The sequence below is a fragment of the Burkholderia sp. BCC0405 genome (assembly GCF_902833075.1).
Classification (GTDB): Bacteria; Pseudomonadota; Gammaproteobacteria; order Burkholderiales; family Burkholderiaceae; genus Burkholderia.
Genome location: NZ_CADFEO010000006.1, coordinates 156,727 through 183,173, shown reverse-complemented (window position 1 = coordinate 183,173; position 26,447 = coordinate 156,727). Strand labels below are relative to the sequence as shown.

24 protein-coding genes and 3 pseudogenes are annotated in these 26,447 nt (G+C 67.9%); 14 read left to right on the top strand and 13 right to left on the bottom strand.

Features of this window, described 5'->3' with window-relative positions; all coding sequences use genetic code 11:
- Positions 1–405 precede the first annotated feature (405 nt).
- Together HWX36_RS37615 and HWX36_RS11990 are read left to right on the top strand one after the other, a co-directional pair.
- Entirely contained in the window at positions 406–540 is a 135-nt protein-coding gene (locus HWX36_RS37615; protein ID WP_006405345.1) for a hypothetical protein, read from the top strand.
- Between the two features lie 111 nt (positions 541–651).
- Positions 652–1,428 carry a class I SAM-dependent methyltransferase gene (locus HWX36_RS11990; protein ID WP_175952311.1) on the top strand — a complete coding sequence of 259 codons (777 nt, stop codon included), beginning with the start codon at positions 652–654 and terminating at the stop codon, positions 1,426–1,428.
- A gap of 202 nt (positions 1,429–1,630) precedes the next feature.
- Here HWX36_RS11990 and HWX36_RS37610 read toward each other — a convergent pair whose 3' ends face one another.
- From HWX36_RS37610 to HWX36_RS11965, 6 genes are all read right to left on the bottom strand, one after another.
- Positions 1,631–1,759 carry a hypothetical protein gene (locus HWX36_RS37610; protein WP_279613387.1) on the bottom strand — a complete coding sequence of 43 codons (129 nt, stop codon included), beginning with the start codon at positions 1,757–1,759 and terminating at the stop codon, positions 1,631–1,633.
- Between the two features lie 146 nt (positions 1,760–1,905).
- Positions 1,906–3,093, bottom strand: coding sequence for a beta-propeller fold lactonase family protein (locus HWX36_RS11985; protein ID WP_175952310.1), 1,188 nt, complete (start codon positions 3,091–3,093; stop codon positions 1,906–1,908).
- A gap of 127 nt (positions 3,094–3,220) precedes the next feature.
- The gene (locus HWX36_RS11980; RefSeq protein WP_175952482.1) at positions 3,221–4,735 is read right to left on the bottom strand and encodes a M81 family metallopeptidase; all 1,515 of its coding nucleotides are present in this window, start codon (positions 4,733–4,735) and stop codon (positions 3,221–3,223) included.
- A 154-nt stretch (positions 4,736–4,889) separates the two neighbouring features.
- Positions 4,890–6,314 carry an aldehyde dehydrogenase family protein gene (locus HWX36_RS11975; protein WP_175952309.1) on the bottom strand — a complete coding sequence of 475 codons (1,425 nt, stop codon included), beginning with the start codon at positions 6,312–6,314 and terminating at the stop codon, positions 4,890–4,892.
- 30 nt (positions 6,315–6,344) lie between these two features.
- Positions 6,345–7,742, bottom strand: coding sequence for an aspartate aminotransferase family protein (locus HWX36_RS11970; protein WP_175952308.1), 1,398 nt, complete (start codon positions 7,740–7,742; stop codon positions 6,345–6,347).
- Positions 7,743–7,799: 57 nt separating this feature from the next.
- A complete protein-coding gene (locus tag HWX36_RS11965; RefSeq protein WP_175952307.1) occupies positions 7,800–9,191 on the bottom strand; it encodes an APC family permease in 1,392 nt (463 codons plus the stop codon).
- Between the two features lie 251 nt (positions 9,192–9,442).
- Here HWX36_RS11965 and HWX36_RS11960 point away from each other — a divergent pair, with 251 nt between their 5' ends.
- Positions 9,443–10,537, top strand: a complete 1,095-nt coding sequence (locus tag HWX36_RS11960; protein WP_175952306.1) for an AraC family transcriptional regulator — start codon at positions 9,443–9,445, stop codon at positions 10,535–10,537.
- Between the two features lie 521 nt (positions 10,538–11,058).
- The gene (locus HWX36_RS11955) at positions 11,059–13,494 is read left to right on the top strand and encodes a PEP-utilizing enzyme (protein WP_175952305.1); all 2,436 of its coding nucleotides are present in this window, start codon (positions 11,059–11,061) and stop codon (positions 13,492–13,494) included.
- 34 nt (positions 13,495–13,528) lie between these two features.
- Here HWX36_RS11955 and HWX36_RS11950 read toward each other — a convergent pair whose 3' ends face one another.
- Complete coding sequence (locus tag HWX36_RS11950) at positions 13,529–13,903, bottom strand: sugar ABC transporter ATPase (protein ID WP_175952304.1); 375 nt, start codon at positions 13,901–13,903, stop codon at positions 13,529–13,531.
- A gap of 211 nt (positions 13,904–14,114) precedes the next feature.
- Here HWX36_RS11950 and HWX36_RS11945 point away from each other — a divergent pair.
- Positions 14,115–14,441, top strand: a pseudogene (locus HWX36_RS11945) (GNAT family N-acetyltransferase); the annotation flags it as partial.
- A gap of 75 nt (positions 14,442–14,516) precedes the next feature.
- Positions 14,517–14,774: a hypothetical protein gene (locus tag HWX36_RS11940; protein ID WP_175952303.1), complete on the top strand. Its 258-nt coding sequence runs from the start codon at positions 14,517–14,519 to the stop codon at positions 14,772–14,774.
- Here HWX36_RS11940 and HWX36_RS11935 read toward each other — a convergent pair.
- Positions 14,711–15,637 carry a LysR family transcriptional regulator gene (locus tag HWX36_RS11935; protein WP_175952481.1) on the bottom strand — a complete coding sequence of 309 codons (927 nt, stop codon included), beginning with the start codon at positions 15,635–15,637 and terminating at the stop codon, positions 14,711–14,713. The genes HWX36_RS11940 and HWX36_RS11935 overlap by 64 nt on opposite strands.
- A 145-nt stretch (positions 15,638–15,782) precedes the next feature.
- On the opposite strand from HWX36_RS11935, the gene HWX36_RS11930 reads away from it, so the two are divergent.
- The gene (locus HWX36_RS11930) at positions 15,783–15,950 is read left to right on the top strand and encodes an SDR family oxidoreductase (protein ID WP_175952302.1); all 168 of its coding nucleotides are present in this window, start codon (positions 15,783–15,785) and stop codon (positions 15,948–15,950) included.
- 180 nt (positions 15,951–16,130) lie between these two features.
- Positions 16,131–16,541 carry a VOC family protein gene (locus tag HWX36_RS11925; protein WP_175952480.1) on the top strand — a complete coding sequence of 137 codons (411 nt, stop codon included), beginning with the start codon at positions 16,131–16,133 and terminating at the stop codon, positions 16,539–16,541.
- A 390-nt stretch (positions 16,542–16,931) separates the two neighbouring features.
- Here HWX36_RS11925 and HWX36_RS11915 read toward each other — a convergent pair whose 3' ends face one another.
- Both HWX36_RS11915 and HWX36_RS11910 read right to left on the bottom strand, forming a co-directional pair.
- A complete protein-coding gene (locus HWX36_RS11915; RefSeq protein WP_175952300.1) occupies positions 16,932–17,651 on the bottom strand; it encodes a Bax inhibitor-1/YccA family protein in 720 nt (239 codons plus the stop codon).
- Between the two features lie 100 nt (positions 17,652–17,751).
- Complete coding sequence (locus HWX36_RS11910) at positions 17,752–17,910, bottom strand: hypothetical protein (RefSeq protein ID WP_175952299.1); 159 nt, start codon at positions 17,908–17,910, stop codon at positions 17,752–17,754.
- A 108-nt stretch (positions 17,911–18,018) separates the two neighbouring features.
- Between HWX36_RS11910 and HWX36_RS11905 the strand changes: the two genes are divergently transcribed.
- From HWX36_RS11905 to HWX36_RS11890, 5 genes and pseudogenes are all read left to right on the top strand, one after another.
- Positions 18,019–19,650: an oleate hydratase gene (locus HWX36_RS11905; protein ID WP_175952298.1), complete on the top strand. Its 1,632-nt coding sequence runs from the start codon at positions 18,019–18,021 to the stop codon at positions 19,648–19,650.
- 352 nt (positions 19,651–20,002) lie between these two features.
- Positions 20,003–22,408, top strand: coding sequence for a phosphoketolase family protein (locus HWX36_RS11900; protein ID WP_175952297.1), 2,406 nt, complete (start codon positions 20,003–20,005; stop codon positions 22,406–22,408).
- Positions 22,408–22,560: pseudogene (locus HWX36_RS11895) on the top strand (Crp/Fnr family transcriptional regulator); the annotation flags it as partial. The gene HWX36_RS11900 and the pseudogene HWX36_RS11895, both read left to right, overlap by 1 nt.
- Positions 22,561–22,721: 161 nt before the next feature.
- Positions 22,722–22,982: pseudogene (locus tag HWX36_RS37110) on the top strand (c-type cytochrome).
- A gap of 55 nt (positions 22,983–23,037) precedes the next feature.
- Positions 23,038–23,412, top strand: coding sequence for a DUF3564 family protein (locus HWX36_RS11890; RefSeq protein ID WP_175952296.1), 375 nt, complete (start codon positions 23,038–23,040; stop codon positions 23,410–23,412).
- Positions 23,413–23,540: 128 nt separating this feature from the next.
- Here HWX36_RS11890 and HWX36_RS11885 read toward each other — a convergent pair whose 3' ends face one another.
- Complete coding sequence (locus HWX36_RS11885) at positions 23,541–23,852, bottom strand: hypothetical protein (protein WP_174915148.1); 312 nt, start codon at positions 23,850–23,852, stop codon at positions 23,541–23,543.
- A 315-nt stretch (positions 23,853–24,167) separates the two neighbouring features.
- Between HWX36_RS11885 and HWX36_RS11880 the strand changes: the two genes are divergently transcribed.
- Positions 24,168–24,575, top strand: a complete 408-nt coding sequence (locus tag HWX36_RS11880; RefSeq protein ID WP_175952295.1) for a hypothetical protein — start codon at positions 24,168–24,170, stop codon at positions 24,573–24,575.
- Positions 24,576–24,585: 10 nt separating this feature from the next.
- Here the strand turns inward: HWX36_RS11880 and HWX36_RS11875 are convergent, their stop codons facing one another.
- Together HWX36_RS11875 and HWX36_RS11870 are read right to left on the bottom strand one after the other, a co-directional pair.
- The gene (locus HWX36_RS11875) at positions 24,586–25,431 is read right to left on the bottom strand and encodes a hypothetical protein (RefSeq protein ID WP_175952294.1); all 846 of its coding nucleotides are present in this window, start codon (positions 25,429–25,431) and stop codon (positions 24,586–24,588) included.
- Positions 25,432–25,708: 277 nt separating this feature from the next.
- Positions 25,709–26,419: an outer membrane beta-barrel protein gene (locus HWX36_RS11870; protein ID WP_175952293.1), complete on the bottom strand. Its 711-nt coding sequence runs from the start codon at positions 26,417–26,419 to the stop codon at positions 25,709–25,711.
- Between the last annotated feature and the right edge of the window lie 28 nt (positions 26,420–26,447).

Sequence of the window (26,447 nt, the reverse complement as noted above, 5' to 3'; positions counted from 1 at the left end):
GTGAGTCGGTTGTGTCGGTAAACGTCGAATCGTGACGGAGGGCAGGAACTGCCTTCCAATTCGTTTACGGCATTCGTCACACGAAACTTGAGTCTCGGGGCCGGACGGGATTGGCCGAAGATCGCCGCGTTTTCGCCGCGAAAGGGCCAGATTGGCGACACGGCGGCGCTGGTAAAATCGCCGGTTCGCCGGCCGGATTCGCGCGCCGACCGCCGCCGGGCTCGAGCGCGCGACGCCGCCGGTCTCGGCTCCCGTCCTTCCGGGTGTGGCACGCCACGCGCGCTGGCGCCGCGGTCGCGGCTTCGCGGCCGGCTTTTCCGTCCGCCGGCATGCCCCGCGCGCCGATCCGCGCGGCGCACGCCGTTCGGCGCGCACTCACTTCATCACGCATTCGAGGAACACACGATGGCCCGCATCGGCGCCTTCTGCATCACGACGTGGCTTGCGGCCGCGATTCTCTACTTCGGCCAGCACTCCGTCGCGATGATCGCGTTGAGCGGTGTCGTCGTATTCGGCGGGTTCGATCTGCTGCGTCCGTAAGCACGCGCGGCGGCACCGCCCTGCGCGGCTGCGACGGCCGACGCGACTGTGATAGCCTCTGCCGCACCATCCATCACGCGCACGCCTCGCCGGCGAACGGGAGACAGGAATTTGAATCGCGACCTGAACCGCCATCCAACGGCCCTCGCCTGCAAAGTGTGTTCGGCCCAGGCGCGCATCTGCGGCCTGGTCGATTTTTCGCGCTGCGGCGCCGATGTCATCGCCGGCAAGAAAGTCGACCCGTATGCCGGCATCCCGATCTACTACCACGCCTGCGAGCAATGCGGCTTCACGTGGGCGCCCGCGTTCGACGACTGGACGCACGACGATTTCGCGCAGCATGTGTACAACGCCGACTATGCGCGCCACGACCCCGACTATCTCGAGATCCGTCCGCAACAGCACGCCGACCTGATCTGCGGCAGTTTTCCGGAAATGCGCGAAGGCCGGATTCTCGACTTCGGCTCGGGGCTGGGCTTGCTGGAACGGAAGCTGTCGTCGCGCGGCTTCGCGGACGTCACTTCGTACGATCCGTTCTCGCACCCGGTTCCGCCCGAAGGCCGGTTCGATACGATCCTGTCGTTCGAAGTGTTCGAGCATCATCCGGCGCCGCTGGAACTCTTCGACCAGATCGCGCGCTACCGGAAGCCCGACGGCGCGTTGCTGTTCCAGACGTCGCTGATCGACCGCGACATCATCGAACGCGGCATCGATCAGTGGTGGTACTGCGCGCCGCGCAACGGGCACCTCTCGTTTCACACCGCGCGGTCACTGACGCTGCTCGCCCAACGCCACGGGCTCGAATACGGCGCGTTCAGCTCCGAGCTGCACGTCGTCTTCGATCGTGCGGCGACACCGCGCTGGCTCGACAGGTTTCTCAAGCCGTAACGGATTGCCGGGCCGCCGGCAAGCCATGAGCGCCGCGCGCATTCACGCGGCATTTCACCGGCTGGCTCCCGATCCCTCTTGCGCTTGCGCTTGCGCGCCATCACGCAGCACACGCCACCGTCAGCAGAGCGCGAACGTCGGCCCGTTGTGCAGCGTCACGCCGGAAGCAGTCGATCGCGCCGCCAGTCCCGCCCGACGACAGCTAGCCGCCCGAGCCGTTGAAGTCGTAGCGCGGCGTGTTCGGCCCGGCATTCACGCTCCCGAACGGCGCCATCGCGCCCAGGCTCACGTTGCTGGCGCAACCGGCATCCGCGTTGGTTCGTTTAACCAACCAATCCGGCGTCAAGCGGCTTCGGGTGCAAACTTCCGCCATTTGCTGCGTTGCAACGGCGGCGCACGGGAAGGGCATGGACGGGCGCCCGGCGAATCCGGGCGCCGCATGAACTTGCAGAACTGAACGAGTCGATGCCGGGCGCGTCAGCGCGGCAACGTGCGCAACGAAGACGGCCCGCCCGTCAGCGCGATCCGCTTGCCCGTATCGTGCAGCTTGCCGCCTTCGACCGAATAGAGCGCGAGTTGCCGCTCGACGTTGAACTGCACGATCACGTGCCGGCTGTCGGCGGTGAACACGATGCCCTGCGCGGCTTCGCCGCCGGGCAGCTCGCTCACCTTCACGGCCTGCCCGTTGCGGATCTCGAACAGCAGCACCTTGCCGATCTTGTGGCGGCCCGGATTGTCGGGCGTCAGGTTCGAGCCGTCCATCGCCTGCACGGCGATCCACTTCCCGTTCGGCGAGATCGCGACGCCCTCCGGCAGCGACGGCACCGTCAGGTACTGGACCGTGCGGAACGGCACGCGCGACACGTCGATCAGCGCGACCGAATCGGCGTCGCCCGCCAGCGTGCCCGTATAGCCCGGCAGCCCCGCGAGCCCGACGTTGCTGACGACGGCCCAGCGGTTGTCGCTCGACACGTCGATCGTGTAAGGCGCGACGCCGGTGCTCAGGCGCGACCCGCTGTCGGTCACCTTGCCGTCGTCGACGTTCAGCACCGCGATGCCCTGCTCGTCGCGCAGCGACACGAGCGCATGCTTGCCGTCATGGGTGAAGCTGATCCCGGCCAGCCGCTTCTTGCCGATCTTCAGGTTGCCGTCGAGCGTCACGTTCGTGCCGTCGATGCGCAGGATCGACACGCTGCCGTCGACGTTCGCGACCAGCGCGAGCTTGCCCGAGCGGTCGATCGCGATCCCTTGCGGATGCGTGCCGAGCTCGATGCGCGCGATCGACGCCGGCGCGGCGTCGAGATTCACGACTTGCAGGAACGTGTCGAACACGAGCTGCTTCGCGGCCGTGTCGTAGCGCGTCGGCGCGCCGACGAGCGCGAGCTTCGCGTCGGGCGTGATCGCGACCGCCTGCGGCGGCCCCTGGATGCCGTTCTCGACATCGACCTGCAGCGCGACCTTCGGCGGGAACGTGCTGGCGTCGAGCAGCGTCAGCGTGTCGGCGGGCGGCGCGGCCAGATAGGTGTCGCGGCCCTCGACGCGCTGGTACTTGCCGTCGTTGCCGGACACGATCCAGTCGGCGGCATGGGCGGCAACGGCCGTCGTGGCGAGGGTCAGCGCGGCGAGCAGGCGCGCGCTGCGCGGGCGGAATGGATTCGAATGCATGGCGGTCGGTTCTCCGGATCGGTTGCGGACGCAATGAATGGATCGACCCAGCTGCTCGACGGGTCGACGCCACCGCATGATGCCCGAAAGCCGGCCAATCCGGCGCCTCGCGCCCGGTTCGTTTCCGTCAATCCGTCCGCTGCGTCCGCTGTGCGCCGGACGACGGCCACTCGCCGACATCGTCGAGCGGATACATGGGCCGCGCGAGCCGCTCGTAGCGGAACAGCCCGTAGTCGGAACCCGTCACGCCGCGGCTGTCGCACTCGACCAGCGCGGCCGCGATCGGCACGAACACCGGCCGGCAATACATCCGCGACTTCAGCAGCAGGAAGCGCGCACGGCGCGGATCGACACCGACGCTCTCGAACACGCCGAGATCCCAGGGCTCCTGCGTACGCTCGCTGATGACGAGCGTGGCCGCGCCGATGTCGAGCACGGCCGTGCGGCCCATGTACGCGCGCTGGCCCGTGTATGTCGGCCCCGTGATCACGTATTCGCCGTCGGTGAGCGCGCGCACGATGCCGGTCGCGCGGAACGGCTCGCGCCGCACGCCGCCGTGCGACGGCAAGCGGTTGCCGACCGGTACCGCGACGGTCGCGCCGACCCCCGCGTCGATCAGCGCCGCGACGGCCTGCGGGTCGCACAGCGGCCCGCTGACGATGCCGTCGAGCCCATACTCGAGCGCGGCCTCGAGCAGGTCCATCGTGTCGCACGGGCCGCCCGACATGCAGTTGTCGCCGTGATCGAGCATCAGCACGGGGCGATCCGCGCCGCGCGCGAGCGCCGCAGCCTGCGCAACCGATTCGGCGAGCGGCGCGCTGCGATAGACGAAATCGTCGCGCTCGTCCCAGATCTGCCGCGCGATGCGCTCGGCCACCGCGTCGGCCGCGGCCCGGTCGCCATCGGCCACCACGACGACGCTGATGCACGGCGCGGGAATGTCCGCGAGCGAGAAGCCGGGCAGCACCGAGACGGCGAGCATCCCGTCGGCCTCGGCCGCGCGCGCGGCCTCCACCGCGCGCCGCATCGCGCCTTCCGCGCTCGCGCTGCGCAGCGTCGAGGTCATCAGCGGCGGCTGCCGCCACGCGAGCACGGGCCGCGCGCGGCCGTGCAGCCGGTCGAGCAGCACGCGTGCCGCATGCTCGCCGGTCTCGACCATATCGACGTGCGGGTAGGTCTTGAAACTGACGATCACGTCCGCGTGATCGATCATCTTCTGCGTGACGTTCGCGTGCAGGTCGAGCGCGATCGCGATCGGTGCGCCGGGCAGCACCGCGCGCACGCGCGCGAGCAGGTCACCCTCGCCGTCCATGCTCTGCTCGGCCACCATCGCGCCGTGCAGGTCGAGCATCACCGCATCGCAGCCGGGCGCTGCCGCGACGATCGCGTCGCAGATCGCCGCATATGCGTCGGCCGCGACTGGCCCGCTCGGGTTCGCGGCCGCCGACACCGGCGTCACGATTTCAGCGCCCTCACGCTCGGCCGCATCGATGAAGGCGGCCATCGCGGTGCGCATCCCGCGATTCGCGCGATACGCGTCGTCGCCCCAGTCGGGGCCGGTGCGGCCGAACGCGGCAAGCGGCGTCGGCACCGGCGAGAACGTGTTGGTCTCGTGGTTCATCCGCGCGATCAGGATCTTCATCGCACGCGGCCCACCGCGCGCGCCGCCGCGTAAACGTTCGGTCGTCTCCGTCATCTGCATCGTCGAATTCCTCCCAGTCGATCAATCGATGTACAGGGGTGCGGTGCCCCTTCCCGCGGGACGCCGCCGCCCGGTCAGCGCATCCGCGCGTCGCTCAAGCGTACCCCGTCGTGCCCTTCGTCTCCAGATACTCGATGAGGCCGAACTCCGCATACTCGCGGCCGTTGCCCGAGCGCTTGTAGCCGCCGAACGGCGCGGCCGGGTTCCATGGCGGGTAGTTGATGTGGACATTGCCGACCCGCAGCCGCGCCGCCACCCTGCGCGCCCGCTCGAGATCCTTCGACTGCACGTAGCCCGCGAGCCCGTAGACCGAATCGTTCGCGAGCGCGACGGCCTCGTCTTCGGTGCGGTAGGTCATGATCGCGAGCACCGGCCCGAAGATTTCCTCGCGCGCGATCGTCATGTCCGGCGTGACGTTCGAGAACACCGTCGGCCGGACGTAGAACCCGTCGCCGAGCCCGTCCGGCCGCCCGGGGCCGCCGGCGACGAGCGTCGCGCCTGCTTCGATCCCGAGCCGGATGAAGTGCTGGATGCGGTCGAACTGCGTGCGGCTGACCACCGGCCCGATGCCGGTTTCCGTCGAACGCGGATCGCCGACGACCGTGCGTTCCGCCTCCCGCCGCGCCGCCTGCTCGGCCTGCGCGAGATGGTCGACATGCACCAGCATGCGCGTCGGCGCATTGCACGACTGGCCGCTGTTGCTGAAACAGCTGCGCACGCCGCGCGTGACCGCCTCCTCGATATCGGCGTCGGGCAGGATCAGGTTCGGGCTCTTGCTGCCGAGTTCCTGGTGCACGCGCTTCACGGTATCGGCGGCCGCCTTCGCGACTTCGACACCCGCGCGCGTCGACCCCGTGAACGACACCATGTCGACGTCCGGATGCCGCGACAGCGCGTCGCCCACTTCATGCCCGTAGCCGTGCACGAGGTTGAACACGCCGGGCGGCACGCCGGCTTCGTGCAGGATCTCCGCGAACAGGATCGCGCTGAACGGCGCGATCTCGCTCGGCTTGAGCACCATCGTGCAGCCGGCCGCGAGCGCCGGCGCGACCTTGCACACGATCTGGTTGATCGGCCAGTTCCACGGCGTGATCAGCGCGCACACGCCGATCGGCTCGTGCGACACCAGCAGCGAATCGGTCTGCGTGCTGAAGCGGAACGACTGCAGCGCGCGGATCGTCTGCTCGAGGTGCGCGGTGCCGACCGCGGCCTGCGCCGCACGCGCGAACGCGATCGGCGCGCCCATCTCCTGGCTGATCGTCTGCGCGACCTCCTCGTAGCGGCGCCGGTAGATCTCGAGCACGCGCCGCAGCAGCGCGACGCGCGCGTCCACCGGCCAGCGCGAATACGTGTCGAACGCCTGCTTCGCCGCGCCGACCGCGCGATCGACGTCGGCCGCGCCGCCGATCCTGAGCTGCGCATACGGCCGCGCGGTGCTCGGGTCGATCACGTCGATCGACCGCGCATCGGCCGGATCGAGCCACCGGCCGTCGATATAGGACTGTTGTGAGGTTCGCATCGCATGCTCCTGAAATGAAGGACGCCGCGCTCAGCGCGTCGCCCGTGCATAGGTGTCGACGAGGATGTCGCGGATCTTCGCGACGAACCACACGATCTCGTCACGCGACATCACGAGCGGCGGCGAGAATTGCACGATCGGCGTGCCTTCGTGATCGACGCCCGCGCGACACAGCAGCCCAGCGTCGAAGATCGCGGGCGCGAGCAGCGTCGACACGAACGCCTGCGCACTGATGCCCGCCGCCCAGCGGCGCGCGGCCTTGTCGGTCACGAGTTCGAGCGAGTAGTGATAGCCGTCGCCGCGCACGTCGCCGACGCACGGCAGTTCGAGCAGGCCGTCGAGCGTCTGGCGGAACACCGCTTCGTTGTCGCGGACGTTCTCGAGCACGCCTTCGCGCGCCATGATCGCGAGGTTCGCGAGCGCGGCCGTGCACGCGACCGGGTGGCCGCCGTACGTCGCGCCGTGCAGGAACATCTGCTGCGGGCCGTCGAGCACCGTGTCGACCACCGCATCGCTCGCGATCACGCCGCCGAGCGGCACGTAGCCCGACGCGATGCCTTTCGCGAACGTGATGATGTCCGGCTTCAACCCGTAGCGCGCGGAGCCGAAATATTCGCCGAGCCGGCCGAACCCGCAGATCACCTCATCCGCGACGAGCAGCACGCCGTGCCGGTCGCAGATGTCGCGCAGCCCGGCGGCATAACCGGCCGGCGGCGTCAGGCTGCCGCCCGCGTTCTGCAGCGGCTCGACGACGATCGCGGCGACGGTATCCGGCCCTTCCTGCACGATCAGCGATTCGATCTCGTCGAGCAGGTGGCGCGTGAACTGCGCTTCCGTCTCGCCCGCCGGGCGACCATAGCGCTTCGTGTTGCCCACATGCCGCACGCCCGACATCAGCGGCTCGAAATGCTTGCGGAAGTTCGTCATCCCGTTCAGCGCGAGCGCGCCGAACGACGTGCCGTGATACGCGACGCGCCGCGCGATGAACTTGCGCCGCTGCGGCTCGCCGCGCGACTGGTGGTACTGGCGCACCAGCTTGATCGCCGCTTCGTTCGACTCCGAGCCGCTCGACGTGAAGAACACGCGGTTCAGCCCTTCCGGCGCGAGCGCCGCGAGCGTGTGCGCGAGCCTGATCGCCGGCTCGTGGCCCACGCCCCAGTTGGTCGCGAACGGCAGCCGCACCATCTGCTCGCGGATCGCGTCGCCGATTTCCGCGCCGTGGCTGTAGCCGACCTGCACGCAATACAGCCCGGCCAGCCCGTCGAAGTAGCGCTTGCCGTTGCGGTCGACGAGCCAGCAGCCTTCGCCGCGGTCGAACACGGTCAGCGCGTGGTCGCGGTACGCATCGGCGTGCGTGAAATGCATCAGCAGGTGGCGTTTGCCGATGGCCTGCAGGTCCGCATCGGGATTGACGTCAACAGCGTTCATGGATGATTCCTCCTTCAGGGTTTCAGAGCCGGCGGCCGGCAGCCGGCCACCGGTCGTTCAATTCATCGACAGCGTCGGCGCCGGGCGCGTGAAGCCGCGCGTCAGCCACACGAGCTGGCAGAGCCCGAGCACGAGCCAGCCGATGCCGACGTAGAACGTCTGGCGCGACAGGCCCGACCAGAGCCACACGTTCATCGCGAAGCCGATCGCCGGCATCGCGCCGAACGTGATCCAGCCCGCGAAGCGGCGATGCTCGGCGCGGCGCAGATAGCTGCGCATCACGCACAGGTTCACGACCGCGAACGCGACGAGCGCGCCGAAGCTGATCATCGTCGACGCGAGGTCGAGCGTGATGAACAGCGCGGACAGCGACACGATGCCGACCGCGAGCGTCGCGCGCACCGGCGTGCGCAGCCGCGCATGCAGATGGCCGAATACGCGCTCGGGCAGCACCCGGTCGCGCCCCATCGCGAACAGCACGCGCGTCACGCTCGCCTGACCGGCCATCGCGCTCGCGAAACAGCCGGCCACGTACACCGCGACGAAGAACGCCGACAGCGTGCCGCCGCCGATGCGCCGCATCAGTTCGAGGCTGGCCGAATCGAGATCCTTGAATGCGCGCCAGTCGGGAAACACTACTTGCCCGACGTAGGCGACCAGCATGAACAGCACGCCGCTCGCCAGCGTGCAGAGCAGGATCGCGCGCGGCACCGTGCGCGTCGGCTCGCGTGTTTCCTCCGACAGCGTGGTGACCGCATCGAAACCGAGGAACGACAGGCACAGGATCGCGGACCCTGCGAAAATCGCATGCGCATCGCCCGACGACGGCAGCGCGACGGCCATCGACAGCCCTTCGCCCGTCGCGACCCGCGCGGAAGCGACGAAGAAGGTCGCGATGAACACGAGCTGGCTCGCGATCAGGATCAGGTTCACGCGATTGACGAGCCGGATGCCGACGATGTTCAGCCCGGTGATCAGCACGATGCTGCCGACGATCCACACGCTGGCCGGCACGCCAGGGAAAATCTGCTTCATGTAGATGCCGATCGCGAGGTAGCTGATCATCGGGATGAACAGGTAGTCCATCAGCAAGGCCCAGCCGACCATGAAGCCGGCCGACGCGCCGAAGTTTCGGCTGGCGAACGTATAGGCGGACCCGGCGCTCGGCATCAGCCGCGCCATGTGGCCGTAGCTGCGCGCGGTGAACAGCATCGCGACCAGCGTGAGCGCATACGCGGCCGTCAGGTGCCCGTTCGTCTCGCTCGTGACGAGCCCGTAGGTCGTGAACACCGTCATCGGCAACATGTACGCGAGGCCGAAGATCACCAGCGTCGCGAGCCCGATCGGATGGAGCTGGCGGCGCTCGTCCGCATCGCCTCGCATGGCGTGCGCGCCGAACTCATGCGTCGCGGCGGCCGATGCGTATCGACCTGGGCTGTCGTTGTCCATGCTGTCCTCACGTGGGTGGCGTTCACGGCTTCAACACTCGTTCGCCCGGCGCGGCCGGCGGCGCACGGCTGGAAGAAAGTGTGGTGCGCCAAAAAATCGGCCACGAATGAGAAAAGCGGACGTATTCAGGGGATATTTACGGACACGGTGCCGCGCGTCGCGCCGGCGAGTCATGCATGATGCGGTGCCGCACTGGCATTTTGCGGACATTCCGGCTATGTTCTACGCGACCCCGTCGCCCCGTCAGCCCTATGAACCGCCGCTCCCATCCCAACCCGAGCCGGGCCGAGCGCAGCCTGCGCTCGTCGCTCGGCCTCGCGCGCCCGGCCGGGCGCCAGGAGGACATTCCCGCCACCGTCCACGCGATCGCGGTCGCGCTGGACGAGTGCCGCGTGCGGCATATCGACGGCGCCGCGCTGCTCGAAGGCACGGGGCTCGGCGCGGACGAAGTCGCGTCGCCGAACCTGCACGTCAATCGCGGCCAGGAGCAGCGCTGCTTCCGCAACCTGCTGCAGCGCAGCGGCGTGCCGTCGATCGGGCTGTCGATCGGCGCGCGGCTGCATGTGTCGACGCTCGGCCTCGCCGGCTACGCGATGCTGATCAGCGGCTCCGTGATGCAGGCATTCCGGTGCATGAGCCAGTTTCCGCTGTTCATGGGGCTGTATTTCGACGTGCGTATCGATGCGCATCCGGACGGCATGAGCGTGACGATCGGCCGTTACAACGGCGAGCCCGATCTCGAGGTGTTCCAGGTCGACATGTGCCTGTCCAGCCTGCGCCTGATCGTGTCCGATCTCGTCGGCAAGCCCGTCTGGCCCGAGCAGGTGCAGCTCGCGCGCCGCACACCGCGCAATGCGGCCGACTACACGCGCCACTTCGGCTGCAAGGTCGCGTTCAATGCGGGCGACAACCGCCTCGTCTTCACGTCGGTGAACGGCACGGAGATGCCGCTTCTCGCGAACGAAGTCAGCTTCAATGCGTTGCATGGCCAGTGCGAGGCGCTCGAACGGCAGTGGGCCGCGTCGGTCGGCACGCGCTTCGCCGATCGCGCGAAGGAGCTGATGGCGCGCGACCTCGCGCGCTTCAAGTCGATGACGTCGCTCGCGAACGCGCTGCACCTGACGGAGCGCACGCTGCGCCGGCGGCTCGACAAGGACGGCCTCACGTTTCAGGCGTTGCTCGACGACGTGCGCCGCGACGAGGCGGTGCGGATGCTCGACGACCCTGAGCTGACGGTCGCGGCCATTGCGGAACGTCTCGGCTACAGCGAGCCGCGCAGTTTCCGTCATGCGTATCGGCGCTGGACCGGGCGCACGCCACGCGCGGGCATGGATCCCGACGCGTAAAGCGCAACGGACACCCGTTCGGAAAACCCGCGGCGGAAACCTTCACGGCGAACGACGGCATGCCGGTTTCATTGCCGACGTCACGCCTCCCCGCACGCGTCATGCATGCCCAGCGTCTGAACGGAGTCGCGCTGGGCATGGTCGCAGTCATCCGCGTCCTCACGAGAAACATGAGCCTGACCGGGCTGTGTTCCGGTCAGGCTCTACGTTCCACGGTCGCGCAAAGTGCGCGTTTCGATCCGGATCATCCACCGGCTTCGATGCATTTCAGCGAATCGACCTCCGGTCATGCGAACGGGTCACGGATCGACAGGCCCGCAACCGGAACGAAAATCGCCTCGAATCGACTCGCGTAGAATGCCCGCGACAATCAAGCATCAAGCCGAGCGGGCCGCCCTTTCATTCCACTCGCACCGGCGCAACGCGAACAAGACAACACGAACAAGACCCGTGGCATCCGCCAACGGCGCCGCCCCGACCGGGCGGGCGCCACCGCGACATCGCCCGCCGACGAAGCATCCATGAGCAAACCGATCCTGTACCTCCTTGCCGGCAACGGCAGCGCGGCCGACTGGTGGGACGATGCGCTGCCCCACTTCCGGCATTCCCGGCCCGTGCCGCTGGAACTCCCGGGCTTCGGCGACAACCCCGCGCCGCCCTGCGAGGATCTCGCCGCGTATGCGCAAGCGCTGCTGGACGCGACCGAGCCGGGCCACGCGATCATGGCGGTCGGCGTGAATGCGCTGCTGGTGCTGCACGCATTGCAGCGACGCCCCGGCCACTTCAGCCGCAGCGTGCTGCTCGCGCCCGTCGGCGCATTTCTGTGGGAACGGCGCCTGCCGAAACTGATGGCGCCGAAACCGCTGCGCAAGACGATCCACTGGCTGCTCGCGCACTACCCGGCGCTGTTCGCCCGCAAATTCTCGAACCTGACCTGGACACGCGCGCAGTACCGCCGCATGGGCGCCGGCTATGCGCGCTGCCGCGCGTTCCTGCCGCACTGGGATCTCGTGCGCGCCGATACCGCACTGCCGCTGCTCGAGTGGGTCACCGATCGCATCGAACTCGTGTGGGGCGACCAGGACAACGTGCTCGGGGTGCGCCAGGCCGCTGCGTGGTCGGCCATCCTCGCGCGTGCCGACCTCACCGTCACGCTGCAGGCCGGCTGGGGACACTATCCGTGGATCGACGCGCCGGCGGCGTTCGTGCAATGGCTCGAAGCGGGCGACGCCGGCTTCGTCGCGCATACCAAAGGCGGGCGCCTGGCGCTCGCCGCGATGGCCGGCCTGCCCGTGCCGCCCGCGCTGTCGCTGACCCGCGCCGCCGATCCGCACCTGCCCGGCTTTCTCGCGAGCCAGCCGGACGCCGAGTGGGCGATCCGCTCGTCGAGCCACGGTGAGGATCAGGCCGATGCGGCCAACGCCGGCCTGCATACGACGTTCCTGCGCGTCCCGGCCGCGCAGGCGGCCGCACGCGTGGCCGAGTTGCTCGCGAGCGGCCTCGAGGAAACGGTCGTGCAGCGCTTCATCACGCCGGTGCTGTCGGGCATCGCGTTCGTGCGGCATCTGGCCGTCGAAGTCGAATGGGTGGAAGGCCACCTCGAAACGCTCGCCGACGGACAGGCCAGCCCGCAACGCGCGATCCTGTCGCGGCTCGGCGAGCCCTGGCAGCGCGGCACGTTCCCGGCCGCGCACGGCCTGAGCGCGACCCAGCTATGGACCTTCCTGCAGCGCGTGCTGCGCGCGTTCCACTACGTGCCGGGCGATGTCGAATGGGCGTGGGACGGCCAGCAGATGTGGCTGCTGCAGTACCGTCCGATCAGCCGCTACGGCTGGCATCGCCACCTGACCGCCGCGAACATCGCCGAGATCCTGCCGCCGCAGCCGAGCCGGCTGGTCGAGTACGCGCAACGACGCGCGGCCGGCAGCATCCCGGCCATCATGGCGCGCTGGGATGCACGCGTACTGCAGGACAACGAACCATTTACCGCGCTCTATGGCGGCGCGTCGTACATCAACAACGACCTGTTCCTCGCCCGTCTCGCCGACTGGGGCGTCTCGGCCGGCAACTACAGCGGCGAGATCGGCGGCGCGACGCCGCCGCTGCGCTGGCGTCCGCTGCGGCTGCTGCGTTCGCTGCCGGTGTTCTGGCGCATGCTGCGCGCCGCACGCGGGCATCTGCCGACGCTCGAGCGCGGCTTGCGGCGCTTCGACCAGGAGCTCGCGACGCTCGTCGAGCGACGCGCCGACGGTCAGCAACTGGCCGACTGGTTCACGCGCTTCTACGTGTTCGTCGTGCAGGGCAACCTGTGCATCGCGTCATCGCTGGCCAGCAGCGGCGGCGCACTGTGGGGGCGTCCGCCGACCGCATACGGCCAGCTCGACGACAGCCCGCATCGGCTGCCGTGGGAAACCGATCCAGGCACCGCGCGGCCCGCACCGACCGACCTGCCGCTACAGCCATTTCCCGACTGGCCGCTGCCCATCCGCGTGCTCCACGCACTCGGCGCGCCCGGCCTGCGCGGCTGGTACCTGCAGGTACGCGAGTGGTATCGCGACAACCTGATGCGCGTGTTCTTCCGCCTGCATCATGCGATGCCGGCTACCGACCGCGACGTGTGGTTCGCGCCCCATCCCGATCGCCGCGAACGCAACGGCAGCTTCTGGCAGGACGGCAGCGAAGGCGCAGATGAAGCGGCCGGCTTCATGATCTATCCGGGCCACACGCAAGGTGTGCTCGGCCTCGACATCCTGCTGGAAGACACGCTCGACCCGGGCCGGCACGCGCAGTACCAGGCGGCGCGCGCCGTGATCGCGCGCATGGGCGGCCGGCTGTCGCACGGCGCGACGCTGCTGCGCGAACTGCGCAAGCCGTCGGCCGTGCTACCGCGCGTCGATGCCGCGTGGATCGGCCGCGAGGTGCGGCTCAGCGACGGCCGACTGACGCTGGTCGAGTAAGCGCGACACGGTTGCCGCGCGCCTGCGCCGGTACTCAGGGCACCGGCGTGCGGACTTTCCCGTCGACCTTCAGCGTGCGCCGGTCGTGCGCGGCTTCGTATTCGACCGTCTGCGCGGGCGTCACCGCGCCGTACGAACGACCGTTCACGTAGACGGCGCCGTCCCGCAGCTCGACCCGGTCGCCGTCGACCGTCGCGGTGGCCCGTTCGCCCTGCAACACCGCGCCCGAGCAGCCGGCGGTCGAAAAGCTGCGGACCGACGTGCCCGGCATCGCGGCGGCCCCGCCCTGATCCGCCGCTTGCGTTGCACTGCAAGGCGGCGCATCCATGCTGCCGGCAGCGTGGACCGTTCCGGCGCTGATGCCGCATCCGGCAAGCAACGCAATCGTCATCGGCTTCAGATGGTTCATGGCGAGCTCCGTTGTCCGCAGCCGCGGATCGATGACCGGCCGACGCCCGCGTTCGCATGGCAGGCGGTCCGGATTCATCCAGTATGCGTCCGGTTCGTGGCACGCCGCCATCCGCACCAGTACCACTCACCGCCGTTCTGGTTCACGCCGGCTTCGGCCTCGGTAAACGCGCCCCCCGGCATGACCCGCCTCCACGAAGATCCACCTTGACAAGGCGCTTTGGCTGCGCCGGGAAGACGGGCGGACGCTCGCGATCGACGGCGACCCGGCGACGGGCGTCGCGCCCCTGCGCTGGTTCATCGTGAACGATGCGCTGCGCGGGTCGGGCGTCGGCCGCCGGCTCATGACGGAAGCCATGCGCTTCGTCGACGCACGGCGGTTTCGCGAAACCTGCCCGTGGACGTTCAAGGGACTGGACTCGGCGCGCCATCGGTACGAGTCGTTCGGCTTCACGCTGACCCACGAATCCGCGGGCACGCAGTGGGGAACCGAGGTGGTCGAGCAGCGCTTCAGCCGGCCGGGGCCATCGGGCAATTGAAGTTCGGCGGGCTATCTCGACCTGAAGCTGATCGGCGCGGTCTACGCGACGACGCGCGGCACGATGTACTCGACGATGAATGCAAACGACGTGATGCGTGTCACGCAAGAGCGCGCGCTGACGCTGCAGCGCTTCGAATCGGATGTCGCGAAGCAGGGCTTCGACCTGACCGGGCGCCTGCCGCCGGCGACCGATCCGACACCCGAGCGCGTCGCGACCGTCCCGCCACGCGGTGCGTGTTTCGAACCAAAGTTCTCCCGTGCGCGGGCTCAACTCATTCGGGCCGCCTGCCCGATCAATCCGATGAGCCAGCGCAGGCCGCTGTCGCCCTGATGCGCGGTCTTCCACAACGCGCTGACCTGATGGATCGGCGTATCGAACGGCAACGGGCTGATGCGCAGGCCAAGACTACGGCTCCAGGTGCGGGCGATGTAGTCGGGCACCGTCACCAGCACGGGGTTGTCGCGTGCGATGAAAGGCTGGGTGGCGAAGTGCGGATTGGAAAATATCACGCGCCGTTGCTTGCCCAGCGCCTCCAGCCGCTCGTCGATCAATCCTCGAAGTTCTCCCTTGAACGAGGTGAGCGCATGCGGATGCGCCAGAAACTCGCTCAAGCTCAACGTGTCCCCTCGCGTCCGTATCAGCGCCGGGTTGTAGAGGCAGACGAAGCGCCAATCCAGCAGCGTGCGCTGCTGTTGCCATTGAGCGCATTCGTTAAACACCCCCAACGCGACCTCGATCTCGTTGCGTTCAAACATGCTGGAGACACGGTGGCAGTCCGTATCCAGCGATATGAGCCTCACGCCCGGCGCCTCGGCGGCCAGCGATTTCAACAACGAAGGAAACAGCGTCACCGCAATCGCCTCGGAAACACCGACCCGGAACGTCCGATTGGCGGCCCGGGCATCGAACGGCTGGCCAACCCGCATGGTCTCGTGAAGGCCGATCAGCAGCGCGTCGATCTGCCGGGAAAGCTCCAGCGCGCGCGGCGTGGGTTCCATTCCCGAGCGACCGCGCACGAACAACTCGTCGCCAAAGGCGGCACGAAGCCGTTTCAGCGCACCGCTCACCGCGGGCTGACCAAGAAACAGCCGCTCCGCCGCACGCGTGACGTGACGCTCCTGCATGAGCGCATGGAAGACCAGCAGCAAATTGAGATCGAATCGGCGAAGATCATTCTCAATGATGGAAGTCATCGTGACAAACAATTGGAGTGATGGTCGGCCTAGCATGCATGCTATCTCCACCCGCTGCAACTGACGCAGCGCGAACATCGAGGAATGCTCGCGAACGGGCCGCGGCCCGGGTCAGCGCGGTCTCCCCCGGTGTGGTGGAAACGCCGTGACCGGCGAAGCCCGGCAGGCCTGCTTCGCACCGCATGCAAGCGAATTGCCGGTGGGACGCGTCGGTCAGCCTGACGATGGCGCGCAGGCCATCGCCTTTCTCGTCGGGAACGGCTATACCACCGGCACCATCATGGAATGCGATGGCGGCTTGCATCTCGTCTGAACACGAGATGCGTGCTCGACATCCGGCGCTGCGCCCCATGGAAGGTCCTGCGTCCTATGACTGAATCGAACGGCATTGGCGTTTCGAGCGCCGGTGACGACAAGGCGCACGCGAAGAAGTCGATCCTTGCGCCGCTATGCCTTCTTTTTTATCTCAACCTGTTTGAAAGGAGAAGAATTCGTGTCCAGGCAAATCTTCATCAACCTGCCCGTGCAGGACCTGTCAAAAGCGACGGCCTTCTATACCGCCATCGGCGCCGGCAAGAATCCGCAATTCAGCGACGACACAAGTTCCTGCATGGTGTTGTCGGACACCCTCTTCGTGATGCTCATGACGCGTGAAAAATGGACGCATTTCACGAAGAAACCCATCGCCGACGCCCGGCGCGAAAGCGAGGTGATGCTGGCGCTCAGCGCAGAGGATCGCGACAGCGTGGACAGGATGACTGAAGCCGCCGGAGCGCATGGCGGCACGGCGGACGTCAATGCCAAGCAAGATCTCGGCTTCATGTACGGCCGCAGCTTCGAAGACCCCGATGGCCATATCTGGGAAGTGATTTTCGTCGATATGTCCCAGATGCCCCAGCAATGAAATACAGGAATCCATAGTTTTTGTTCCGCATCGTTTACCTGAGAATTCACGGGCCAAACCGCCGTGAAAAATGGGAATCGATGAAAATCGCACACGCCGGAACAATGATCTTCGGTGGCAGCTCAGGGATGGGGCTCGCACTGGCACAGCGCTGTCTCGATGCCGGTGCAAGCGGCATCGTCATCGGGCGCAGCGAAAACAAACACGAGCGTGCTCGCGAAACATTGGCCAGCGCAGCCAGGCTGGCCATCGTCGTCGCCGATATCGCGCAACCGAGGCCGTTCCCCAAGATTGGCCAGGTTCATCACGGCTCGGCCCCTGTCTGCGCCAGCGATGATCCCGCCGGGGCTCGCCGCACGGGGCTCCCAATCCTGGTCCGCCATCGCTCGCCTAGCTGCGGCGGCTGCCGAAGAGCCGCATCAGCATCAGGAACAGGTTGAGAAAGTCGAGATAAAGCGCAAGCGCGCCCATGATCGCCTTCTTGCCGGCGATCTCGCCCGCTTCGCCCGCGATGTAGATACGCTTGATGCGTTGCGTGTCGTACGCGGTGAGCCCCGTGAACACGAGCACGCCGATCACGGAAACGACGAACTGCAGCGCCGACGAAGCCAGGAAGAGATTCACGAACCCCGCGATGATGATGCCGATCAGCCCCATGAACAGAAAGGAGCCGAAGCGCGAGAGATCGGCCCGTGTCGAGTAGCCATAGAGGCTCGTTGCGCCGAACGTGGCCGCGCTGATGAAGAACACGCGCGCAATGCTCTCGCCCGTATACACGAGGAAGATGCCGGAAAGCGAGAGCCCGACCAGCGCGGCGTAGGCCCAGAAACTGATCTGCGCCGCGCCGAAGCCGATGTGCTCGATGCGGAAGCTCAGAAACATGACCAGCGCCAGCGGTGCGAGCAGCACCACCCAGAAGAGGGGCGTTCCGGCGATCGACCGGTAAAACCCGGTTGACGCGCCGAGGTACGCAACGGCGCCCGTCAGCGCCAGGCCCCCGGCCATATAGTTGTAGATGCGCCGCACATACTGCCGAAGGCCGACGTCGTCGCCGCCCGATACGCGCTGCGACTCTTCTGGTCGCGCCCCCTGTCGAAAGTCGTTTTCCATGATCGATTCTCCTCGGATCGCATTCGTGGCGGCCGCGCTTCGTCGTGGCCGTCCCCGTGATCAATCTCGCCCCTCGGGTCACCGGGCACCTTGATGCACATCAAGCCCATCCGGCGCCGCACCCGCTCAACAGGGCCTCGCGCGCACCCGAATGGCAGCGCACGAAGCCGCGGATCTGCTTGAGTTGCGTCAAGCCGCGCGCGATACGCACCGGCATGGCCTGCCGCATCCGGATCGGTTGACGCATCTCAATCGCCATGCCCGGAACGCGGATATCGTGGCGCGAGCGCTCGCCAATGACGGCAGCGCGATCCGGCGTCCCCGGGCGTCGACAGCGGTTTCACCCAATCTGAACAGGGGCATTTCCATGCAACGCAGCACACGGGATTCGGATCGAGCCGCCCGCCGACGCGCGGCCGGCATCGATCGGGACAACAGCCGGTTCTATCTGGTGGGCGGCGGCATCGCATCGCTGGCGGCGGCGGCCTTTCTGATCCGGGACGGCGACATACACGGCTGCAATATCACGATCATCGAAGCGCTCGATCGCCTGGGCGGCAGCCTGGACGGCGCGGGTTCGGCCGAGGAAGGCTACGTGATCCGTGGCGGCCGCATGCTCGAAAGCAAATACCTCTGCACCTACGACCTGTTTTCATCGATCCCGACGCTCGACCAGCGAGGTTCCGTCACCCGAGAAATCTTCGACTGGAACGAGACCATGCGGACCGCGTCGAAGTCGCGCCTGGTGCGCGACGGCCGACGGGTGAACAAGCCGCCCTTCGGGCTCGACGAAGCGCACATCGTCGCGCTGGAACGCCTGTCGATCGAGCCGGAAAGCATGCTCGGAGACAGCCGGATCTCGGATCACTTCAACGCCGGTTTCTTCACGACGAATTTCTGGCTGATGTGGTGCACGACCTTCGCGTTCCAGCCCTGGCACAGCGCGGTCGAATTCAGGCGCTATCTGCTCCGGTTCGCGCACATGGTGTCCGGATTCAACCAGCTCCAGGGCATCATGCGCACGGTCTACAACCAGTACGACTCGCTGGTGAGGCCGCTCGAGAAATGGCTCGACGAGCGCGGCGTGCGGTTCGAGTCGAATACCCGCGTGACCGATCTCGTGTTGAGCCGCACCGAGGGCGACACCCGCGTCGAGGAAATCGTCTGCGAGCGCGACGGCGTCACCCGCCGAATCGCGGTGCGCGAAGGCGATTGCGCGATCGTCACGCTGGGCTCCATGACGGAAGGATCGAGCCTCGGCGGCATGGACCGCCCCGCGACGCTCAACGGCCGGGCCGACGCCGGCGCATGGGCGCTGTGGGAGAAGATCGCCGCGGGACGGCCGGCATTCGGACGCCCGGCCGCGTTCGCCGATCACATCGACGAATCCAAATGGCTGTCGTTCACGGCCACGCTGCGCGAACCCGTCCTGCTCCAGCGGATTCGCGACCTGACCGGCAATGTGCCCGGCGAAGGCGGCCTGATCACCTTCGCGGAGTCGAACTGGCTGATGTCGATCGTCGTGCCGCATCAGCCGCATTTCCTCGGCCAGCCCGAGGACGTCAGCGTGTTGTGGGGATACGGGCTGTTCGTCGACGCGCCCGGCAACTTCGTCGCGAAGCCGATGGCGGCCTGCACGGGGCGCGAGATCATGACCGAATTGCTCGGACATCTGCGACTCGCCGAGCAGGCTGACGACCTCCTCGCCAGACTCACCTGCATCCCGTGCATGATGCCGTTCATCACGAGCCAGTTCCTGGCGCGCCAGGACGGCGACCGGCCGCAGGTGACGCCGGAGGGCACGGCCAATCTTGCTTTCGTCGGGCAGTTCTGCGAGTTGCCGGACGACGTCGTGTTTACCGTCGAATACTCGATCCGCAGCGCGCAGACGGCCGTCGCGGCACTGCTCGATCTCGACCGGCGGCCGCCCCCGGTCTACAAGGGACAGCACGACCCACGGGTGCTGTATCGAGCATTCACGACGCTGCACGATGCCTGAGCGCGGGCGGATCGTGGTTGGCGGGTTGCGCTGCCGGCCTCCCGATCCCGCCCGGAGCATGCTTGACCCATGTCAACGGCCCGGACGCTGCCGCGACCGACGATGTTGCCACCCGGAACGATGTGCGCCGTGGCGCTTCATGCAGACATCCGAACGACGGACCCTGCCGCACGCGGAGTCCGTCTGACGCGATCCGACTGTCGCGCGGCGGATGCATGATCGGACGCCGCCCATCGACGCCGGCGCGTGACAAAGGGCCGGTCTCGTCGTTATCGCATCGCACGGTGAAAACCGGGCGATTCGCCACGTGTCGAGTGTCCGTCACGCGGCGCGTCACTTGCAGGAGCATGGCATGACCCAAGCCGACCCAACCTCCCCCGCCCCGCTTTCCGACACGCTGCTGCATCGCATGAACGCGTGGTGGCGGGCCGCCAACTATCTGTCGGTCGGGCAGATCTACCTGCTCGACAATCCGCTCCTTCGCGAGCCGCTGCAGATCGCGCACGTCAAGCCTCGCCTGCTCGGCCACTGGGGCACGACGCCGGGGCTGAACTTCATCTACGTCCATCTGAACCGCGCGATCAACGCGCGCGATCTCGACGTGCTGTTCATCGCCGGCCCGGGCCACGGCGGCCCCGGCGTGCTCGCCAACGCCTGGCTCGAAGGGGGGTACAGCGACACCTATCCGAACGTGCCGCAAAACGCCGAGGGCATGGCCGCGCTGTTCCGCCAGTTCAGCTTCCCCGGCGGCGTGCCGAGCCACGTCGCGCCGCAGACGCCGGGCTCCATTCACGAAGGCGGCGAACTCGGCTACTCGCTGTCGCATGCATTCGGCGCGGCCTTCGATCACCCCGGGCTGATCGTCGCCTGCGTCGTGGGCGACGGCGAGGCGGAAACCGGGCCGCTCGCCACCGCCTGGCATTCGAACAAGTTCCTCGATCCGGCCTCGGACGGCGCAGTGCTGCCCATCCTGCATCTGAACGGCTACAAGATCGCCAGTCCGTCGATCCTCAGCCGCATCGGGCAGGACGAACTGGAGAGCCTGCTGACCGGCTATGGCTATCGGCCGCTGTTCGTCTCCGGCGACGAGCCGATGGCCACGCACCAGCGCATGGCGGCCGCGCTCGACGACGCGCTGGACGAGATTCGCGGCATCCAGGCGCGGGCGCGCAGCGCAGGCAACCTCGCCCGCCCTCGCTGGCCGATGATCGTGCTGCGCACACCCAAGGGCTGGACCGGCCCGAAGCGCGTCGACGGCCTGAAAACGGAGGGCAGCTTCCGCTCGCATCAGGTGCCGATCGCCGACCTGAAACAACCGGCGCACCTGCACTTGCTGGAAGACTGGCTGAGCAGCTATCGCCCCGACGAACTGTTCGACGCGCACGGGCGTCCGTGCGAGGCGATCCGGTCGCTGGCGCCGGCCGGATCGCGCCGAATGAGCGCGAATCCGGTGGCGAACGGCGGCGGCGAGGCGCGCGAGTTGCGGATGCCGGATTTCACTCGCCACGCGGTGGCGGTGCCCGCGCCCGGGCAGGTCGACGCACAGGCCACGCGCGTGATGGGCAGCTTCCTGCGCGACGTGATGTCCGCGAATCTGGCCGACCGGACGTTTCGCGTGTTCGGCCCGGACGAAACGGAATCCAACCGCTTGTCGGCGCTGTTCGACGTCACCGCGCGCACCTGGATGGCCGCGACCGATCCCGACGACGTCCAGCTCGCGCCCGACGGCCGGGTCATGGAGATGCTCAGCGAGCATACCTGCCAGGGCTGGCTCGAAGGCTATCTGCTGACCGGGCGGCACGGGCTGATGTCGTGCTACGAAGCGTTCATCCATATCGTGGATTCGATGTTCAACCAGCATGCGAAATGGTTGAAGGCGTGCCGGGAAATCCGCTGGCGGCGGCCGCTGCCGTCGCTCAACTACCTGCTGACCTCGCACGTCTGGCGGCAGGACCACAACGGCTTCAGCCACCAGGATCCGGGTTTCATCGATTTCGCGGTCAACAAGAAGGCCGACACGGTGCGCGTCTACCTGCCGCCGGACGCGAACACGCTGCTGGTCGTCACCGATCACGCGCTGCGCACCTGGAACCGGATCAACGTGATCGTCGCCGGCAAGCAGCCGGCGCCGCAATGGCTCGACCTGGATGCCGCGATCCGGCATTGCAGCGCCGGCGCGGGCATCTGGGAGTGGGCGGGAAACGACGGCGACGGCGAGCCGGATGTCGTGATGGCTTGCGCGGGCGACGTGCCGACGCTCGAGACGCTCGCCGCCGTCGACCTGCTGCGCATCCATCTGCCGGCGTTGCGCGTCCGGGTCGTCAACGTCGTCGACCTGATGACGCTGGAGCCTGCCGACGTCCATCCGCACGGGTTGAGCGACGCGGATTTCGACGCGATGTTCACGACGAACCGGCCGGTGATCTTCGCGCATCACAGCTACCCCGCCCTGATTCACCGGCTGACCTATCGCCGCGCGAATCACGCGAATTTCCATGTGCACGGTTTCATCGAGGAAGGGACGACCACGACGCCGTTCGACATGACGGTCCTCAACCGGGTCGACCGCTTCCATCTGTGCGAGGCCGTGCTCGATCACGTGGGCGAACAGGTGCAGGCGGCCGCGCATTTCAGGCAGTACCTGCGCGACAGGCTGGTCGAGCATCGACGCCATGTGGACCGGTACGGCGACGACCTGCCGGAAATCCGCGACTGGCGCTGGCAGGCGACGCCGGGCAGCCGGAACCCGATGCGGTGAGCCGCTCGGTCAAGCGGGGCGAGTCGCTGTATCGTGCGCACGATCCGTTCCAGAGTCTCTCCTCGGTCCGCACCGGCTCGTTCAAGACGATCGTCATGCATCGCGACGGCCAGGCGCAAGTGACCGGATTCCAGATCGCCGGCGAGCGCGTTCCGGCGTTTGACTTGCATCAATCGCCTGCGCGGGGCCGCGCATAGACTGGGTCGGACGACTTGCCGAACGCACCGCGCGATGACGTCCGCTCCAATGACACGCATGCCGGGATACCTGCTCGCCCTCGCGTGGCGCGCGGGCGGACCGGCGTCCGGCCCAGGTGCGGGAGCCCGCCACGCTCGTCGGTCAGCAGCATTGCATGCTCTGCCACACCGCCGACGTGCCGTTCCTCGCACCGTCGTTTCACGAGATCGCGGAGCGGTATCGGGGCACGCCGCATGCCGAGACATCCTCGCGGCCAAGCTGAGACTCGGCGGCCGCGCACTGGGGCGACACCGCGATGCCGCTGCCCGCCGAGCGTGGCGGCCCGCTGTCTTCCGAGGACGCGCATACGCTGATTCGCTGGGTCATGAGCCAGTAAAAGCGTCGGCCGCCGGTGACGGCGGCCGCCCTCCTTCGTCGATTCGGAGCCCATCGTGCGAATCACCCTGCATCTCGATACTTTCGCCTGCGACAACCCTTCGGCCTATGCCATTCTCTGGATCGACACGGCCATGCGTCGCTGGTCGCGCGAAGGTCATGCGGGGATGGACCTGCCCGCGTGGGGGACGCTCGTCCGCGAAGGCAGCGCCACGCTGATGGCGGGTCCCGACGACGCCGGCGCGCTGTGCCGGCTCGACGATTTCGATCTCGACGCACCGTCCGGGCCGTTCGAAGGCCAGGCCGGCATCGCGCGTTGGCTGCGCGATGCCCGGCAGGCGCCAGTGCCTGGCGCATGGCGGGTGCAGTGTGTCGACGATACGGCCGAGACGCCGGAGCACGAGATATTCACGGGCGACGAAGAAGATTAGCCGGACCACCGGCGCCGACTGCGCCGCCTCCATCGCCGCGCCGGATCGACTCACGCCTGGCGAACCGCGGTGGGCCGGTGGGCCGATGCGTCGAGCCACGGCGAATGGCGTCCGATGCGCGGGACGTGTCAGCTCAGGTTCTCGTGGGTCTCAGCAGCGGCGATCCCGGCAAGTTGCCGCTCGGCGATGTCGAATGCCCGCTTCAGTGCGTCCATGGGATCCATGCCCGTCATATGCGGAACGGGACGAAATTCCCCCTTGCGCGTGATCAGATCGAGTCGCACGTCATACGTCGGCTGGCGGGTCGACGCGCCCATGGCCTCGATCGCGAGATGGCAACCGGCCAGTTGCGGACTGAACGGCTCGAGACGCATCAGCTGGATGCTCGCTTCCGCCTCCAGCTGAGCCGACCCGGCGAAGCCGAAATAAGCGATCTGCATCCCGATTCCCATGTTCCGCTCCTGTTGATCGCGCCGATCGGCGGCGAGAACCGGTTCATCAGTGTGGGGCGCTCGCCATACCCGATTCCGTGCATCCATCTTCCGGGGCGACGGCCCGGCCTCATTGATGTGCGTCAAGCGACGGACATCGCCGCACGCTGTCCGCCAACCGGCGCGGGTCTCGCGAAATCGGCGCCGGCCAGCCGGCCGGGAGCGCAGCGGGGCCCCACCAACGCCGGCTCGTTCAGTCGGAGACCATGCAGACATCGGCGATCTGCCCGGGCAACAGCCGCAGGCCGATCGGTAGCCCGGACGGTGGCAATCATCGGCACCGTACCGTCAGCCACACGCGGCAACCGGACGGCCACGGTGCCCGGCACCGCGCGCCGGATACCGCGGCGGCCTGCTGGGCAGCAGGTCGGGCCCTGCACCTGCCCGCGCCGCCCGCCGCACGAAACCGTCGAACGCGGCGAACGAAGCCATACCTTCATCTTCGAAGCTTCGGAATCCGCAGCGCTGACTTTCATCAAGCGCGCGCACGGTTCCGACTGGCCCTCGAAAAAACAACGGCGCCGCCCGGATTGCCTGGCGGCGCCGTCGACGACGACGCGCAGCGTCCCCCGGTTCGCGCTAGCGCGCTTCGATCAGATCCATCACCTCGACCTACCTCCCCGCCTGGACACCGAGCACCGACGCACCCGAGTCAACGCGACGTTCGCGTGACGCCCGGAACTCAGGGTTCGATCAGGCGCGAATGGTCGGTGAATGCCACGCCCGTGTCGGCCGGGCGCGCGAGCTGCGCGGCCTGGCGCGCGGGTTCGCGCGTCGCGGCCAGCCAGCGCGTGAACTCGGCGGCGGTCATGCCGACCGCCGCGGCCGAGCCGGACGACGAAGCCGCGGCAAGCGCCGCGTCGTCATGGCGCGACGCACGCACCTTCGGCGCGGCGGCATTCGCGGCAGTTGGCGCAACCGATGCCGTCGACGCCGCCGGCGGCCGGGCCGGGGCGATGCGGGCGTGCTTGCGGCGCGGCGCCGTCGCGGGCTTCGACGCGTCCGCGGGCGCGACGGACGCGACGACCTCGCCCGCGTCCAGCGCTGCCGGGCTATCCGTCTGCATCCCGAACGATTCCTGCCGATCCGCCACCGGCTGCATGCTTTCCGGCGCGACGACGGCGGCCACCGGCGCCGCGACGCCTGCCTCCGGCGTCACCGAGATCGCCGCCTCGTAGAACGTGTCCGGTGACGGCGCACGCTTGCGGATGTCGATGATGTGCGTCGCCGCGACACATACGGAGCCGAACACGAGGCCGACGAGCAGCGTCATCAGTGTCGGCCGCAACCGGCGCCGGCCGTGCGACGCCGCCCACGCGCGATTCTCGGTGCCGAAATCCGCCGCCCGGACTGCCGCGATGCGCGGCGCCTCGAACGGCTCGCGCGTCACGCGCAGATCGAACACGCTCGGCCGGGGCCGCCGGCTCGCGACGAACGGCGTGCGCCGCCGGCCATACGGCGGCGGCACGTCTGAATATGGATGCGCGAGCGGTAGCGCGAAAACGCCGGTGATGTCCTGCATGCCCATGATGATATTGACGCGGCACTGCACGACGTCCGCCGTGACGACCCGCGCTCCCGTAGAGTGACTCGATGATGGCGAGTATCGCCGTTCGTGCCGCGCGCCGTAAATCGGACCAGGCCGGATCGGCGCGTCGATACGGTCAGCCTGGTCCTACCGGCGGGCGAACGGCCGCGCCGGATGCGCGCGCCCCAACCGGCCTCGACGCACATCGATCCCGTCATTCATCGTCAACGCCCGGCGAGCCTGCCGGCCCTTACACATCGGGCCGATCAGGCAGCGTTCAGAACCGGCCGCGCAGGCCGATGAACACCTCGTTCGACGACAGCTTCGACTTCAGTTGCTCGTCGCGCGCGAGCACGCGGTTCGCGAACGTGTTGTAGCCGGTCTCGACGTTGCCCATGTCGACATAGCGATACCCGACATCGATCGAGAAGCGCTTGTTGATCGCATAGCTGACGCCCGCGCCGGCCGAATACGCGAGGTTGGTCTGCGTGCGCGACGCGAAGCGGCGCGTGTCGTTGGTCTGCCAGCCGTCGGCCGACACGATCGCCACGCCCACGCCAAGCGTGCCGTACACCGAGAAACCGCGGCCAAGATCGACATCCTTGTAGCCGTTCAGCATCAGGCGCTGCGCCGACACGTGGAACTCGTTCGCGTTCGCGTCGAACGGCGCCCAGTAGCTGACGAAGTTGTCGGTGCGCTTGAACGTGTATTCGCCTTCCGCGCGCCAGCCGTTGCCGAACTGGTAGCCGAGCGCCACCGCGCCCGTCACGCTCGAATTGCCGTCGGGGCCGCCGACGCGGTTCGTCACGCGCGGGCTCGTCAGTTCCATGTTGGTCGCGTTGTCGAACGCGCCGACCACGCGCGCGGTGGCGTAGTAGCCCGCGTCGCCCGGGTCCTGCCGCTTCGTTTCCGGTGCAATCGTGTCGGCCAATGCGGCGCCCGAAAACAGCAGGGCGAGCGACGACGGGAGGGCGAATTGCTTGATCATGAACAGGCGTCCTTCTCGATGATTCGTG